This window comes from Flavobacterium swingsii (assembly GCF_900111965.1).
GTDB classification, from domain to species: Bacteria; Bacteroidota; Bacteroidia; order Flavobacteriales; family Flavobacteriaceae; genus Flavobacterium; species Flavobacterium swingsii.
This window is the reverse complement of record NZ_FOJT01000004.1, coordinates 113,054-127,073: the sequence shown is the minus strand read 5'-3', so window position 1 is coordinate 127,073 and position 14,020 is coordinate 113,054. Positions and strand designations below refer to the sequence as shown.

At 32.9% G+C, this 14,020-nt stretch carries 17 protein-coding genes; 3 read left to right on the top strand and 14 right to left on the bottom strand.

The window, feature by feature from the left end; translation table 11 throughout:
• Positions 1 to 79: 79 nt before the first annotated feature.
• The 3 genes from rpmF to pdxA form a co-directional block, all read right to left on the bottom strand.
• Entirely contained in the window at positions 80 to 274 is a 195-nt protein-coding gene (gene rpmF, locus BM053_RS07680; protein WP_011964469.1) for a 50S ribosomal protein L32, read from the bottom strand.
• Positions 275 to 283: 9 nt separating this feature from the next.
• Positions 284 to 847, bottom strand: a complete 564-nt coding sequence (locus BM053_RS07675; protein ID WP_091475924.1) for a YceD family protein — start codon at positions 845 to 847, stop codon at positions 284 to 286.
• Between the two features lie 84 nt (positions 848 to 931).
• Positions 932 to 1,981, bottom strand: coding sequence for a 4-hydroxythreonine-4-phosphate dehydrogenase PdxA (gene pdxA, locus BM053_RS07670; RefSeq protein ID WP_091475921.1), 1,050 nt, complete (start codon positions 1,979 to 1,981; stop codon positions 932 to 934).
• A gap of 57 nt (positions 1,982 to 2,038) precedes the next feature.
• Here pdxA and BM053_RS07665 point away from each other — a divergent pair, with 57 nt between their 5' ends.
• Positions 2,039 to 2,635, top strand: coding sequence for a riboflavin synthase (locus BM053_RS07665; RefSeq protein ID WP_091475918.1), 597 nt, complete (start codon positions 2,039 to 2,041; stop codon positions 2,633 to 2,635).
• 83 nt (positions 2,636 to 2,718) lie between these two features.
• Here BM053_RS07665 and BM053_RS07660 read toward each other — a convergent pair whose 3' ends face one another.
• From BM053_RS07660 to BM053_RS07635, 6 genes are read right to left on the bottom strand one after another with little or no spacing between them, the layout of a single operon-like run.
• Positions 2,719 to 3,672 (bottom strand): DUF3078 domain-containing protein, encoded by a 954-nt coding sequence (locus tag BM053_RS07660; protein ID WP_091475914.1) that lies wholly within the window; start codon positions 3,670 to 3,672, stop codon positions 2,719 to 2,721.
• Positions 3,673 to 3,726: 54 nt separating this feature from the next.
• Positions 3,727 to 4,233, bottom strand: coding sequence for a DUF2480 family protein (locus BM053_RS07655; RefSeq protein WP_091475911.1), 507 nt, complete (start codon positions 4,231 to 4,233; stop codon positions 3,727 to 3,729).
• Between the two features lies 1 nt (position 4,234).
• On the bottom strand, positions 4,235 to 4,558 hold the full coding sequence (locus BM053_RS07650) for an iron-sulfur cluster assembly protein (RefSeq protein WP_091475910.1): 324 nt from the start codon (positions 4,556 to 4,558) through the stop codon (positions 4,235 to 4,237).
• A 6-nt stretch (positions 4,559 to 4,564) separates the two neighbouring features.
• On the bottom strand, positions 4,565 to 4,984 hold the full coding sequence (locus tag BM053_RS07645) for a SufE family protein (protein WP_091475907.1): 420 nt from the start codon (positions 4,982 to 4,984) through the stop codon (positions 4,565 to 4,567).
• A complete protein-coding gene (locus BM053_RS07640) occupies positions 4,984 to 5,487 on the bottom strand; it encodes a hypothetical protein (RefSeq protein ID WP_091475904.1) in 504 nt (167 codons plus the stop codon). Before BM053_RS07640 ends, BM053_RS07645 begins: the two co-directional genes overlap by 1 nt.
• Positions 5,488 to 5,505: 18 nt before the next feature.
• The gene (locus BM053_RS07635) at positions 5,506 to 6,720 is read right to left on the bottom strand and encodes an aminotransferase class V-fold PLP-dependent enzyme (RefSeq protein WP_091475901.1); all 1,215 of its coding nucleotides are present in this window, start codon (positions 6,718 to 6,720) and stop codon (positions 5,506 to 5,508) included.
• A gap of 196 nt (positions 6,721 to 6,916) precedes the next feature.
• On the opposite strand from BM053_RS07635, the gene BM053_RS07630 reads away from it, so the two are divergent.
• Positions 6,917 to 8,260, top strand: coding sequence for a serine hydrolase domain-containing protein (locus BM053_RS07630; RefSeq protein ID WP_091475899.1), 1,344 nt, complete (start codon positions 6,917 to 6,919; stop codon positions 8,258 to 8,260).
• A gap of 34 nt (positions 8,261 to 8,294) precedes the next feature.
• On the opposite strand, the gene sufD is transcribed toward BM053_RS07630, so the two are convergent.
• The 5 genes from sufD to BM053_RS07605 form a co-directional block, all read right to left on the bottom strand.
• Positions 8,295 to 9,611, bottom strand: coding sequence for a Fe-S cluster assembly protein SufD (gene sufD, locus BM053_RS07625; protein ID WP_091475895.1), 1,317 nt, complete (start codon positions 9,609 to 9,611; stop codon positions 8,295 to 8,297).
• Between the two features lie 86 nt (positions 9,612 to 9,697).
• Positions 9,698 to 10,438 carry a Fe-S cluster assembly ATPase SufC gene (gene sufC, locus BM053_RS07620; protein ID WP_091475892.1) on the bottom strand — a complete coding sequence of 247 codons (741 nt, stop codon included), beginning with the start codon at positions 10,436 to 10,438 and terminating at the stop codon, positions 9,698 to 9,700.
• Between the two features lie 9 nt (positions 10,439 to 10,447).
• Entirely contained in the window at positions 10,448 to 10,951 is a 504-nt protein-coding gene (locus BM053_RS07615; protein WP_244148516.1) for a flavodoxin family protein, read from the bottom strand.
• Positions 10,944 to 12,392, bottom strand: a complete 1,449-nt coding sequence (sufB, locus tag BM053_RS07610; protein ID WP_091475888.1) for a Fe-S cluster assembly protein SufB — start codon at positions 12,390 to 12,392, stop codon at positions 10,944 to 10,946. Before sufB ends, BM053_RS07615 begins: the two co-directional genes overlap by 8 nt.
• Positions 12,393 to 12,444: 52 nt before the next feature.
• Positions 12,445 to 12,774: a HesB/IscA family protein gene (locus tag BM053_RS07605; RefSeq protein ID WP_091475885.1), complete on the bottom strand. Its 330-nt coding sequence runs from the start codon at positions 12,772 to 12,774 to the stop codon at positions 12,445 to 12,447.
• Between the two features lie 277 nt (positions 12,775 to 13,051).
• Here BM053_RS07605 and BM053_RS07600 point away from each other — a divergent pair, with 277 nt between their 5' ends.
• Complete coding sequence (locus BM053_RS07600) at positions 13,052 to 14,020, top strand: YjgN family protein (RefSeq protein WP_091476659.1); 969 nt, start codon at positions 13,052 to 13,054, stop codon at positions 14,018 to 14,020.

Here is a 14,020-nt window from a genome sequence, read left to right as displayed (position 1 = left end):
TTTCAATTTTTATTTTCGGTTATAGTCAACAAAAAAACTCTCACTTAGTGAGAGTTAGGTGTTTTATACATAAAATGTATTAAGCAACAGCTGTTTGTTTGTCGATAACTACTTGACCTCTGTAGTACATTTTACCTTCATGCCAGTAAGCTCTGTGGTATAAATGTGCTTCACCAGTTATAGGGCAAGTTGCGATTTGAGCAACAGTTGCTTTATAGTGAGTTCTTCTTTTGTCTCTTCTTGTTTTGGAGATCTTTCTCTTAGGATGTGCCATTTTGCAAAATTATTTATCCGTTAATAGTGTTTTCAATTTGTCCCAACGCGGGTCTGTATTCTCTGCTTTTATTTCTGTTTCTTCTTGAACTTTTTCTTCCAGTGTTTGTTCAGTAACACTTATTTCTTTCAGTTTGGATAGTGCTTTAGTTTCTAAAGTACCATCTTTTATACCTGGATGTGTTTTTTTAAGCGGTATAGACAAGACAACCATTTCATAAATATACTGTGCGACATCTATTTGGTGCTCTCCTATGGGTAAAATGAGTAAATCCTCATTTTCGTCATTGAAAGTTTCACCAAATCTAACGATGAGTTTTAGACTTCCTTTTATTGGTAAATCAAAATCTTCGCTAGTTAAATCACACGGAACGTTTATGGTTCCTGAATGTTTGAAATTTAACTCAAGCATTGTGTTTTTCTTCTCTAATACTATGTTTACTTTGATGTTGGCGCTTTCAAATTCGTCAAACTCAAAGTGCTCAAAGAACGCTTTACTAATTTGGTATTCAAACTGATGTTTACCTAGCTTCAATCCTATGAATGGGATTAAAAATTCATTTGTAACTTTCATCTTAACAACAATTTGTTCCTTTATTAGGGAGTGCAAAGATATAAATTTTTTATAAACTTAAAAGCGTTATCAACATTTTTTTGTTTATAACTGCTTTTCTTTTGTTTTAAGCGGTCTAATTGTGATTTCGGCGTATTCATTTCTAGATTTAAAAATATCTATTGCTGCATATATTGCTTCTAAAAACGAATTATTATTAGCCATTCCTTTTCCTGCAATTTCAAACGCTGTTCCGTGGTCTGGTGATGTTCTTACTTTATTTAAACCCGCTGTATAATTGACTCCTTTTCCAAAAGATAAAGTTTTGAAAGGAATTAATCCTTGATCATGATAAGTCGCAATTATGGCATCATAATTTTCGTATTGATTGCTTCCGAAGAAACCATCGGCAGAAAATGGGCCAAAAACCAAAGTTCCTTCATCGAAAATTTTCTTTAATGTTGGTTTGATTAATTTATCTTCTTCGTCACCAATAACTCCATTGTCTCCAGAATGTGGATTGAGTCCTAAAACTGCAATTTTTGGTTTTCTGATACCAAAATCTTGAATTAACGATTTATTTATTGTTTTTATTTTTTTTCTAATTAATTCTTCAGTCAAATGTTTTGCCACATCGCTTAACGGAACATGATCTGTAAGTAATCCTACGCGTAAATTATCTTGAATCATAAACATTAGCGCATCGCCTTCTAATTCTTGATCTAAATAATCGGTGTGACCTGGGAATTTAAAATCTTCGGCTTGAATATTCGATTTGCTTATGGGTGCGGTAACTAAAACATCTATATCGCCTTCTTTTAAAGCTTTTGTTGCTGCCACAAAAGATTTTATAGCATATTTTCCCACTTCATTATCTAATTGACCGTAATTTATATTTACGCCTTCTTTCCAAACATTCAATACATTTATTTTACCAATAACCATTTGGTCTAATCTGTCTATTCCGTGCAAAGGCGCCTCTAATCGAAGTTCTTTCTTTAGAAATGAAAGGATTTTTACATTAGCAAAAATTATGGGCGTACATAATTCTAACATTCTCGAATCTTCGAACGATTTTAGGATTACTTCACTTCCAATTCCGTTTAAATCCCCTATAGAAATACCTACAATTATATTTTCTGCTCTTTTTGTCATCAGTTCAACGTATTTATTGCTAATTTTGAATGCAAATTTACTAAAATAAAACCAGCAATGTTCACAGGAATCATAGAAACTCTCGGTACGATAAAAGCTTTAGAAAAAGACGGTGAAAATATTCATATTAAAGTAGCGTCTAACATTACAAACGAACTTAAAATAGACCAAAGTGTAGCACATAATGGCATCTGTTTAACAGTTGTAAATATAGATAATGATGTTTATACTGTAACTGCCATCAAAGAAACAATTGATAAAACTAATTTGTCTTCTTGGAATGTAAATGACGTGGTGAATTTGGAACGTGCCATGAAACTTGGAGATAGACTTGACGGACATATTGTGCAAGGTCACGTAGATCAAACTGCGATTTGTACAAATATTGAAGAAGCTAACGGAAGCTGGTATTTTACTTTCGAATATGACAAAAGTTTACATAATATTACTATCGAAAAAGGCTCTATTACTGTAAATGGCGTGAGCCTAACGGTTGTAAACTCTAAAGAAAATGAGTTTAGTGTGGCGATTATTCCTTATACTTATGAGCATACCAATTTTCGCGATTTTAAAATTGGGACAAAAATAAACTTAGAGTTTGATGTTATCGGAAAATATGTAGCGCGATTACACGGTTTGCATCTTGATAAATAATATTTCATTCAGGGTTAACTATTTAAAACAAGAAAATCCCAACTATAATAGTTGGGATTTTCTTGTTTTAAAATATTTTTAATCTAAAAACCGTAATTTACTCCTAAACCAAACACTTCTCTAATTTGAAAAGCGCCTCTAGCATTATCATCGTACAGAGCTTGGAAAGCTACGTTTGTAGAAATATATTTATTTATTTTCATCACTAAATTCATTTGATAATCGATATCAACATTTTGTGGTTTGTCTAAATAATTAGAATATAAATTTAAAATATTTTCCATAGAAATGTTTTCCATCAAGTTTAATTTATAATAACCATTTATTGCGGCTCCAAATTCAAATCGACTAGATTTCCCTTGCTCTACACCAAAAGCAGAACCAAATTCAGTGAAATGATCATGAACATAGATTAAACGTGAGGTTGCTGGCGCAATATTTACTTTTAGATTGTCTGATTTTTTCCATAACATACCTGGTCCTGCCTGTAAATAGGCTGGTGAGAAAAAATGTGAGGTTTTGACATTCATACTATCGGAAAAATCATCTCCAAGGATTAAAGGTGTCCCGTTGTCATTTGTAAAAGTGACTTTCTTAAAGCCAGAATCCATTTGGGTTTTGAAATTTAGAAAAAATGAATAATACCAATATCCTTCGCCTGCTTTTTTTCCCAAAAGTGACGTAAATTCTAGTCTATCATCTGATTTTGTCATGTCTTGTCCTTTAAGTTTTGTTAAGCCATAAGAACCAATGATTTTATTGTCCAAAACTATTTTCCCTGCTTTGTAGTTAAAATCATAGTTAAGACCTAAATTCCCAGCCATATTTGCTGTCCCTCCACCTAACCAATCATTATTAAACGCCGATTGATTAAACAAAAACACGATATTTCCGCTGCGTTTCCAGCCCACATTTGTAGTGTCTTCTAATTTAAGGGCAGCTGTTACATTTTTGTCAAGTAATTCCTTTTCGTTTACTTGTGCGTTAGTATTGATTCCTAAAAGGAAAATTGCTAATACTAAAATTATTTTTTTCATCTTAATTTTCTTTAAATTTTGTGCAAATTTATAAAAAATAAGGAAAAAGTTAATTTATTTTCGTTTAAACAAAGGAACTGCAGAACAAGCCTCACCATACATTATGCTTTTTGCAAATGGTTGCAGTTTTTGTACAGCTAGAATATAAGCACTTTCGGGAACAGGCTTTTTAGAACAACCTTTTATAATTACGGGCTTGTCCTGGTACTTAGAATAATCGATGGTTGATAATATTTCTTGGTACAAACTGGTTTCTAAATCTTGCAAATTACCGCTTACCACTTTTTTGGCAAATGCCGAAGCGTGAATTGTGACCAAAATACTTGCCCACGCAGGAATAATGGCTTCGGTCGAACAATGTATAGCTACATAATGGTTCTCATATTGTGACCAATTATGTTTTTTTAGCGCTTCACGAAAGTCTTTTTCTTTTAATAAAAAACCTTCATAAAGCCACTGAGAAATATCTATTTGAGTTCGAATTTCTTTTGCATAATAATCCTCCAAATCGAAAACTTCGAGTACAGAATTAGCAACTTTGTTTATTATTTCGTCTTGCATTTTATAGCATTCCTAATTCTAATTTTGCTTCTTCGCTCATCAAATCTTTTGTCCATGGCGGATCGAATGTGATTTCGACTTCACAAGATTTTACCTTATCTATTTTTTTGATTTTGTCTTCTACTTCTCTTGGCAAAGTTTCGGCAACTGGACAGTTTGGAGAAGTTAGTGTCATTAATATTTTTACATCTAGTGTTTCATTTACAAAAACATCATAAATAAGTCCTAGTTCGTAAATGTCTACGGGAATTTCTGGATCGTAAATCGTTTTTAAAACTTTTACTGCCGCTTCTCCTAAATTGATTGTATCGTTAAATTCTTCCATAATATTTTAATTTTTAGCCTGAAAAGCCAATGCGTACATTTTTATTTGTTTTATCATCGAAACCAATCCGTTGGCTCGAGTTGGTGATAAATGCTCTTTTAATCCGATTTCGTCGATAAAATTCATATCGGCTTCAAGAATTGCCGTTGCTTTTTGGTTAGAAAAAGTTCTAATTAATATAGCGATAATTCCTTTAGTTAAAATGGCATCACTATCGGCAGTGAAAACGATTTTGTCTTCATCTTGTTCGCCTTGCAACCATACTTTTGATTGGCAACCTTTGATGAGATTTTCATCGATTTTGAATTCTTCTTTTATTAATGGAAGGTTTTTTCCTAAATCGATGATGTATTCGTAACGTTGCATCCAGTCGTCGAACATCGAAAACTCGTCTACAATTTCTTCTTGAATTTCTTTTATTGTCATTATTTTTTCTCTGAATAGGAAACTAATTTTGTAACTATTTTTGCAATTGCTGCTGGCGGATTACCACCATCAAAACCAGCTCCAGCATATACCTTCCCGTTTGATGTAATGGTTAGATTTGCATGTGTTGCGCCATCATACATTCTTTTTTCTGATGGTGCTTTTAGATTTGGCAATTCGTCTAGATTTACTGCTTTAATTAAGTTTGATATTACAGAAATATCTTCTTTAGTAAGCATAACAACGGTTCCTTTTTCTGGATTATTTCTATCGGAAGCAATTGTGATTTGGTTATTTTCGAAGATAATTTTGCTAAAAAATCCTCTAGACATTGCTTCGTACTCGACTTTTGTTCCTGTTTGAACTTTGTTTTCTGTCATTTCAGGTTTTATTTCTTCTGTTTTTACAACTTCGGCTACTGGAGCGTTTTCGATTGTTGTATTTTTTTGCTGACATGATTTTGTCAGGAATAAACTTAAAAATATTAATGCAATTGTTTTCATAATTGTGTAATTATTGAGTTAAGACAACATTGTTTTTGCTTTTTTGACAGCTTCTACAAATATATCAATTTCTTCTTTTGTATTATAAAACGCAAAACTGGCTCTTATAGTTCCTGGAATGTTGAAATAATTCATAATCGGCTGGGCGCAATGGTGACCTGTGCGGACTGCTATTCCTAATTTATCAATAATCGTACCAATGTCGTACGGATGAATCCCATCGATATTAAAAGAAATTACCGATGTTTTTGTTGCCGCTGTTCCGAATATTTTTAAGCCTTCTATTTCTAATAATTTCTCGGTTGCGTAGATTAATAATTCTTTTTCTTGCTGTTGAATGTTTTCGAAACCTACCGAATTCATATAATCGACAGCGGTTCCTAGTACAATTCCACTAGCAATATTGGGTGTCCCTGCTTCGAATTTATGTGGCAAATCGGCATACGTAGTTTTTTCGAAAGTTACTTCTTTTATCATTTCACCACCACCTAAATAAGGTGGTAATTTATTAAGCCAAGCTTCTTTTCCGTATAAAATTCCTACTCCTGTTGGTCCACACATTTTGTGTCCTGAAAAAACATAAAAATCACAATCTAGTTCTTGCACATCGGGTTTTAGATGCGGAACGGCTTGTGCTCCGTCAATTAGAACTGCTGCGCCTACTTCGTGCGCTTTGGTAATCATATATTTGATAGGATTTACAGTTCCCAATGCGTTCGAAATGTGATTTACAGCAACAATTTTGATTTTATCGGAAAGTAATCTTTCGTATTCGGATAGAATTAATTCTCCGTTTTCATCCATAGGAATTACAACCAGTTTTGCTCCTGTTTTTTCACACAACATTTGCCAAGGTACAATATTGCTATGGTGTTCGAGTGCCGAAACCATAACCTCATCATTTGGTTTTAAAAGTGAAGCAAATCCGTTGGCAACAAGATTTATCCCAAAAGTAGTTCCTGATGTAAAAAGCACTTCGTGAGCGAATTTTGCATTAATATGGTTTTGGATTTTAATGCGTGATTCCTCGTAAGCATCGGTCGCTAATTGGCTTAACGTATGCACACCACGGTGTATGTTGGCATTTATTTCTTCGTAATACGTAGCAATCGCATCGATAACTACTTGTGGTTTTTGAGAAGTGGCACCATTATCGAAATAAACCAATGGTTTTCCGTTTACTTTTTGTGAAAGAATGGGAAAATCGGTTCTTATTTTATTTATATCTAACATCTTATTTATAAAAATTCTAAATACAAAAGTAATCAAATAGAAACGGATTTTTATCAAACGTTTGTTAATAATTATATTCCTTATTTTTTGAACCACAAAAGTCACAAAAGATTTAAAAAATGCTTTTTTCTTTGTGGTTAACTTTTTAACAATCGAAACTTTATTTCATTAAATTGCATCAAAATTTTATTTGAAAATGAAAAAATTATTCAAAATTCTTGGTTTAGCGATATTCTTATTTTTAGTTTATTTTGGTTTTACAACGTATCCTAAACTGGATTTAATTTCTGGTTTCTCTGCCAAAAGTGTAGCTTCAGGACATTTTATTGATAATCGCTCGATTGAAATGATTGAAAAAGGTGACAATGACATTGATATGATTGATTTGGCAACTAATGAAGTTGATAATTCTGAAGGTTTTGCTATTTCTAAAGTTTATGGTTTGAAAGAACGAAAAGCAATATATCGAGTAGGTTTGGGTGCGACTTTAATAAATGATGATTTTGATGAATCTAAACCTTATGAAGTTCCGAAAAGAACAAAAACAAACAACAATTTGCCTTTTCCTTATGGAAATAATGAAGCTGAAAAAGTAGTTTTTGAAAATATTGATTATAAAAAATTAAACAGTGTTGTTGAAAATTCTTTCGATAAAAAAGGGCAAAAGAATAAACGAACTCGAGCTTTATTAGTCATTTATAAAGATAAAATCATTGCCGAAAAATATGATACCGGTTTTACAAAAGATTCTAAAATTTTGGGTTGGTCTATGACAAAAAGTATCACGGCGACTTATTTTGGAATTCTTCAAAAACAAGGAAAATTTGACATTAACAAACCAGCTCCAATTGCGGAATGGCAAAATGATGAACGCAAAAACATTACTACAAACGATTTGTTACACATGAATTCTGGTTTAGAATGGGAGGAGAATTATGACAAGATTTCAGATGCGACAAAAATGCTTTTTCAAGCAGAAGATATGACAAAATCGCAAATTGTAAAGCCAGCGAAGTTTAAACCAAACACGCATTGGAATTACTCTTCTGGAACAACGAATTTATTGTCTGGAATTTTAAGAAATCAATTTAAAACACACCAAGAATATTTAGATTTTTGGTATTCGTCGTTAATCGATAAAATAGGAATGAACTCGATGGTTGTAGAAACCGATATGGCAGGAAATTATGTTGGTTCTTCATACGGTTGGGCAACCGCTCGTGATTGGTCGAAGTTTGGATTGCTTTATTTACACAAAGGAAACTGGAATGGTGAACAAATTTTTAATGAAAGTTGGGCAAAATATGTAGCCACGCCAACTAATGATTCTAACGGAATTTATGGTGGACAATTTTGGCTAAACGCAGGCGGAAAATATCCTGATGCTCCAAAAGATATGTATTCGGCTAATGGTTTTCAAGGACAACATGTGTTTATTATTCCATCGAAAGATATTGTTATTGTAAGAATGGGATTAAGCGAGGAATTTGATTTTAATAGAATGTTGAAAGGTGTTTTGGAAAGTATCAAGAATAAGTAATAAAAAAGGTTGTCTTTTCAGACAACCTTTTTTATTACAAATCAAATCCCATTTTCACACCTAATTTGTCGGCAATGATTCGAGCGATTTTACTTCTTAGTTCTGGTATTTTGATACTTCCTGTTACTTCGCTCGTAAAAGCGTACATCAATAAAGCTTTAGCTTCTTTTTTAGGAATTCCACGTTGTTGCATATAGAACATAGCGTTTTCGTCGAGTTGTCCAATCGTACAACCATGAGAACATTTTACATCATCGGCAAAAATCTCTAGTTGTGGTTTTGCATTAATAGTTGCTTTGTCGCTTAACAAAATGTTGTTGTTTTTCTGGAAAGCATCGGTTTTTTGGGCTTCTTTTTCTACAAAAATCTTTCCGTTAAAAACTCCTGTTGACGCTCCGTCAAGAATCGTTTTGTAATTCTGATGACTTTCACAATTTGGCGTAGCATGTTGTACCAATGTATAATGATCTACGTGTTGCTTGTCGCCAATAATGGTTACACCTTTTAGAGTAGAATCGATTCTTTCACCTTGATGGTAAAAATTCAGGTTGTTTCTTGTAATGTTTCCACCAAAAGAAAAAGTATGAACCGAAACATGACTTTCTTGTTTTTGGGCGATGTATGTATTGTCAATCAAATTGGCAGTTTGCACATCATTTTGTATCTTGTAATAATCGACAATGGCACGTTTTTGGGCAAAAATCTCGGTAACTGAATTGGTTAAAACTGGATTGTCGTTTAAACTTTGATGGCGTTCGATGATTTGAACATGTGCATTTTCTCCAACAATCACCAAGTTACGAGGCTGCACCATGAGTGCTGCTTCTGAACCTGTCGAAAAATAAATAATTTCAATAGGTTTCTCAACTACTTTACTTTTCGGAATGTTTATGTAAGCACCTTCACTTGCAAAAGCTGTGTTTAAAGATGTTAAACTTTCTTCTTTGCTAGCTATTTTGTTAAAATATTCGTCGATGTATATTTTGTATTTCGGTTTGTTTAATGCCGATGACATCAAACAAACATCTAAACCATCGTGTGAGGTTGAAGATAAAAAAGAACTAAATATTCCGTCGATAAAAACTACTTTATAAGTATCTATTTCGTGTAGAAAATATTTTTTCACTTCGGCAAATTCGATGGTATTTTCCTTTTTAGGAAATACGCTAAAATCATTTTTTAAGATGGTATTTAACGAGGTATATTTCCAAGATTCTTCTTTTTTGGTTGGGAATCCTTTACTTTCGAAGTTTTTTATAGCTTGACTACGCACATCGTGAAGCTCTTGATGAAAATCTATTTTTTCTTCAAAAGCCATAAATGACGATATTAATTTTTCTTTCAATTCCATATTGCTGTTCTTTTGTCATTCTAAGAAACGAGGGGTCTCATGATGAGATGCTTCCTTCGTCAGCATGACAACTTGTGTTAAACTAATTATGCTTTAAGCCAATCGTATCCTTTTTCTTCTAATTCTAGAGCCAACTCTTTTCCGCCAGATTTTACGATTTTTCCATCATGAAGTACGTGTACAAAATCTGGGACTATATATTCTAACAAACGTTGGTAATGTGTAATTACGATTACTGCGTTGTCTTTGCTTTTTAGTTTGTTTACACCGTTTGCAACGATACGCAATGCATCAATATCAAGACCAGAATCGGTTTCGTCAAGGATTGCTAATTTTGGTTCGAGCATTGCCATCTGAAAAATTTCGTTACGTTTCTTCTCTCCTCCAGAAAATCCTTCGTTAAGAGAACGAGACAAAAATTTACGATCTATTTCTAATAATTCTGATTTTTCACGAATTAATTTCAACATCTCATTTGCAGGCATATCTTCTTGTCCGCGTGCTTTACGAGATTCGTTAATCGCTGTTTTCATGAAGTTTGTTACCGAAACACCTGGGATTTCTACAGGATATTGAAACGACAAAAACACACCTTTGTGCGCTCTTTCTTCTGGAGCTAACTCAGAAATATCTTCGCCTTCTAATAATATTTCACCATCGGTAACAGTATAATTTTCGTTTCCTGCAATAATAGAAGAAAGTGTACTTTTTCCAGCACCATTTGGTCCCATAATCGCATGAACTTCTCCTGCTTTTACCTCAAGGTTTATTCCTTTTAATATTTCTTTGTCTTCAATCGAAGCGTGTAAATTTTTTATTGATAACATCATGTTTTTTTATATAAAAGCTAATTCTATTTTATCTATTGTTGCAAATTGATCTGCATTAAAATGTTTGTCTCCAAGGTATTCCATGCCTAAATATTCTGCCGATTTTCGAAACGGAATATAAAAGTCGAAATCTATTTCATTATCGTGAGAATTTGAAAGTACCGCTACTTTTTTTCCACGAAATAATCTTCCTGTTTCTTTTTCTATCCGAATTAAATCCGAAAGGCGATCAAAAAACACTTTCATCACACCACTCATACTATACCAATACACAGGAGTTGCAAAAACTAAAGTGTCATATTTTTCTATTATTGATTTAATAAGCGGTAAGAAATCATCTTCCTTATTTTTACTTTCATAATCATAATAAGATATCTGATAGTTATTCAAATTAACCACATCAAAATCATATTGTGAAGCAATTGCATCAACTATCATGGTTGTATTTCCATTGTTTCGCGACGATCCAACTATAATTACTTTCTTATTTTCAATTTCTTGATTACCCAACACTTCCTTCTAACGAAATTTCTAATAGTTTTTGTGCTTCAACAGCAAATTCCATTGGAAGCTTATTTAAAACTTCTTTACTAAAACCGTTTACAATTAACGCAATCGCTTTTTCAGTTGGGATTCCTCTTTGGTTGCAATAAAAAACTTGGTCTTCTCCAATTTTACTTGTCGTTGCTTCGTGTTCTATTTTTGCTGAAGTATTTTTGCTTTCGATGTACGGAAATGTATTGGCACTGCAATTATTTCCCATTAAAAGTGAGTCACATTGTGAGAAATTACGAGCATTATCAGCCCCAGCACCTACTCGAACCAATCCGCGATAACTATTATGTGATTTCCCCGCCGAAATTCCTTTAGAAATAATCGTCGATTTGGTGTTTTTACCAATATGAATCATCTTGGTTCCGGTATCTGCTTGTTGGAAATTGTTAGTTACGGCGATTGAGTAAAATTCTCCAATCGAATTATCTCCTTTCAAGATACATGATGGATATTTCCAGGTTACGGCCGATCCTGTTTCGACTTGTGTCCAAGAAATTTTCGCGTTTTTCTCACACAAACCTCTTTTGGTCACAAAATTATAAACACCACCTTTTCCTTCTTTGTTTCCTGGATACCAGTTTTGTACGGTCGAATATTTTATTTCGGCATTGTCAAGAGCAATTAATTCAACAACTGCAGCATGCAATTGGTTTTCGTCACGACTTGGCGCCGTACAACCTTCAAGATACGAAACGTAACTTCCTTCGTCAGCAATAAGAAGTGTTCTTTCGAACTGCCCCGTTCCTGCTTGATTGATACGGAAATACGTTGATAATTCCATCGGACAACGAACGCCTTTTGGTATATAACAGAAGCTTCCGTCAGAGAAAACTGCCGAATTTAATGCAGCATAAAAATTGTCTCTTTGTGGCACAACTGTTCCTAAATATTTTTGAACTAATTCTGGATGTTCTTTAATCGCTTCGGAAATCGGACAAAAAATAATGCCTTTTTCTCCCAATGTTTTTTTGAAAGTTGTAGCTACCGAAACTGAATCGACAACAATATCCATAGCGACATTGTTCATCATTTTTTGTTCATCGATAGAAATTCCTAATTTTTTGTACATTTCCAAAAGATCCGGATCTACATCATCTAATGTTTTGTTGGGATCGACTGCTTTTGGTGCCGAATAATAGGAAATAGCTTGAAAATCTGGTTTTTCATAATGCACATTTGCCCATTCTGGCTCTATCATTTCTTGCCAAGCACGAAAAGCTTCAATGCGCCAATCGGTCATCCATTGTGGTTCTTCTTTTTTTAAAGAAATGGCACGCACAATTTCTTCATTTAAACCAATAGGAAACGTTTCCGATTCGATATCAGTATAAAATCCGTACTCGTATTCTTTGTTTTCGAGTTCGATTTTTAAATCGTCTTCTGTGTATTTACTCATTTTTTATCATTTAACCCTTCTAGGGTTTAAAACCCTAGAAGGGTTGTTTCGTTTATAAAGAAAAGCTTTCTCCGCATCCACAAGTTCTTGATGCATTTGGATTGTTAAAAACAAATCCTTTTCCGTTTAATCCGCCCGAGAATTCTAAAATTGTTCCTGCTAAATAAAGAAAACTCTTTTTTTCGACAGCTATTTTTATATTATTATCTTCAAAAACTTTGTCGTTTTCGCCTATTTCTTTATCAAATGTCAAATCGTACGATAATCCTGAACAACCACCACTTTTTACGCCCACACGAACGTAGTCATTGGTAGCATCAAAACCATCATCTTTCATCATATCGACAATTTTTTTACTGGCAGATTCAGATACTTTTATCATAACCTCTTTGTTATTTGTTTTTATTGGTGTTATGTAATTTGCATAGAAACAGTAACTTTAAAATACTATTTTTTCTAATGCTCATTTCATTGTTATTTTGATTTTGTCTAAATTAACCACAAAGATAAGTCATAAAATGCTTTTTACAAGTTTTACTAACATTTTTATAACTAATGATGAGATAGATAAAATTGATTTGGCTTTTTTTGCCAAATCAATTTTAAAAAACATTCTTATATTGCAATCAAATTATAAAAACAAACAACAAACAAACATTATGGAGCACACGGAAAACTCTTTATCTAAATTAAAAAACTACAAATTAGACTTTCACGGAAATGGAAGCGATTTTTTTGGAATATTAATCGTCAATTGGCTTTTAACAATCGTTACCCTTGGTTTTTATTATCCTTGGGCAAAGGCAAAAAAATTACAATATTTATACGGCGAAACTTCATTAAACGAAGATAGATTTGAATTTCACGGAACTGGAAAAGAAATGTTTAAAGGTTTTATAAAAGCGATTGGTTTATTTATCGCTTTGTATGGTGTCTTATTGTTTTTTATGTATTTAGAAATGCCTGCAATTGGTCTTATATTATTTTATTTAGCATTTTTCGCGGTACTTCCAGTTGCTATTCACGGATCGTATAAATATAGAATGTCTAGAACTTCTTGGAGAGGAATTCGTTTTGGATACAGAGGCGACCGAAACGAGTTGGTAAAAAACTTTTTCAAATGGATCGGTTTAACGATTGTAACTTTTGGTATTTACGGCTCTTGGTTGGCAATGAATTTGAGAAGTTATATTATTGGCAACATTAAATTTGGCGATATTGAAATGAAATATAAAGGTGATGGTGGAGATTATTTATTAATGAATATTAAAGGCTATTTTCTAACTATTATTACTTTAGGTATTTATATGTTTTGGTGGCAAAAAGACATGTTCGATTATTATATTAATAACTTAAGTTTACACAAAGACGACGAAAAAATCGAATTAGAATCTACTGTAACTGGTGGCGAAATATTTACATTAAGCATTGTAAATGTTTTAATACTAATTTTTACGTTAGGTCTTGGATCTGCTTGGGTCGAAGTGAGAACTATGAAATATCTTTTGTCTAATATTCATCTTGAAGGAACTATCGATTTAGATACAATAAAACAAACTGAAGAAAATTACAAAGACGCAACAGGAGAAGATATTGAAGACATGCTCGAAATGGATTTTGTAATGTAA

Excerpts from the sequence above, each read along its gene's own strand:
- rpmF (WP_011964469.1), bottom strand. The coding sequence starts at position 274 with ATGGCACATCCTAAGAGAAAGATCTCCAAAACAAGAAGAGACAAAAGA.
- BM053_RS07675 (WP_091475924.1), bottom strand. The coding sequence starts at position 847 with ATGAAAGTTACAAATGAATTTTTAATCCCATTCATAGGATTGAAGCTA.
- pdxA (WP_091475921.1), bottom strand. The coding sequence starts at position 1,981 with ATGACAAAAAGAGCAGAAAATATAATTGTAGGTATTTCTATAGGGGAT.
- BM053_RS07665 (WP_091475918.1), top strand. The coding sequence starts at position 2,039 with ATGTTCACAGGAATCATAGAAACTCTCGGTACGATAAAAGCTTTAGAA.
- BM053_RS07660 (WP_091475914.1), bottom strand. The coding sequence starts at position 3,672 with ATGAAAAAAATAATTTTAGTATTAGCAATTTTCCTTTTAGGAATCAAT.
- BM053_RS07655 (WP_091475911.1), bottom strand. The coding sequence starts at position 4,233 with ATGCAAGACGAAATAATAAACAAAGTTGCTAATTCTGTACTCGAAGTT.
- BM053_RS07650 (WP_091475910.1), bottom strand. The coding sequence starts at position 4,558 with ATGGAAGAATTTAACGATACAATCAATTTAGGAGAAGCGGCAGTAAAA.
- BM053_RS07645 (WP_091475907.1), bottom strand. The coding sequence starts at position 4,984 with ATGACAATAAAAGAAATTCAAGAAGAAATTGTAGACGAGTTTTCGATG.
- BM053_RS07640 (WP_091475904.1), bottom strand. The coding sequence starts at position 5,487 with ATGAAAACAATTGCATTAATATTTTTAAGTTTATTCCTGACAAAATCA.
- BM053_RS07635 (WP_091475901.1), bottom strand. The coding sequence starts at position 6,720 with ATGTTAGATATAAATAAAATAAGAACCGATTTTCCCATTCTTTCACAA.
- BM053_RS07630 (WP_091475899.1), top strand. The coding sequence starts at position 6,917 with ATGAAAAAATTATTCAAAATTCTTGGTTTAGCGATATTCTTATTTTTA.
- sufD (WP_091475895.1), bottom strand. The coding sequence starts at position 9,611 with ATGGAATTGAAAGAAAAATTAATATCGTCATTTATGGCTTTTGAAGAA.
- sufC (WP_091475892.1), bottom strand. The coding sequence starts at position 10,438 with ATGTTATCAATAAAAAATTTACACGCTTCGATTGAAGACAAAGAAATA.
- sufB (WP_091475888.1), bottom strand. The coding sequence starts at position 12,392 with ATGAGTAAATACACAGAAGACGATTTAAAAATCGAACTCGAAAACAAA.
- BM053_RS07605 (WP_091475885.1), bottom strand. The coding sequence starts at position 12,774 with ATGATAAAAGTATCTGAATCTGCCAGTAAAAAAATTGTCGATATGATG.
- BM053_RS07600 (WP_091476659.1), top strand. The coding sequence starts at position 13,052 with ATGGAGCACACGGAAAACTCTTTATCTAAATTAAAAAACTACAAATTA.